The organism is Litchfieldella rifensis (genome assembly GCF_042646605.1).
Lineage (GTDB): Bacteria > Pseudomonadota > Gammaproteobacteria > Pseudomonadales > Halomonadaceae > Litchfieldella > Litchfieldella rifensis.
In genome coordinates this window covers 1-314 of the sequence record NZ_JBHRUG010000050.1, presented here as the reverse complement: position 1 = coordinate 314, position 314 = coordinate 1, and the positions used below count along the sequence as shown (strand labels likewise).

Here is a 314-nt window from a genome sequence, read left to right as displayed (position 1 = left end):
GCGCGCGCCTCCTGCATGTCGGCGGCCGAGCGCGGGAAGGACACCGCCAGGTAGTCGACGCCGATGTCGATGGCGGTCTGCAGGTCGGCCTTGTCCTTGTCGGTGAGCGCCGCGGCGGAGAGCCCGCCGCCCTGCTTGTTGATGCCCTTGTTGTTGGACAGCCTGCCGCCGACCACCACGCGGGTGTGGACCTCGGGGGCGGCGACGCGTTCGACCTCGAGCACCAGGCGGCCGTCGTCGAGCAGCAGCCGGTCGCCGGCGATGACGTCCCGGTCGAGCTGCTTGTAGTCGCAGCCCACGCGCGCGGCGTCGCC

At 72.6% G+C, this 314-nt stretch carries 1 protein-coding gene; it reads right to left on the bottom strand.

The window, feature by feature from the left end; genetic code table 11:
* A partial coding sequence (locus tag ACFOEV_RS22045) for a pyruvate kinase (protein ID WP_386777216.1) occupies window positions 1–314 on the bottom strand: 314 nt, incomplete at both ends.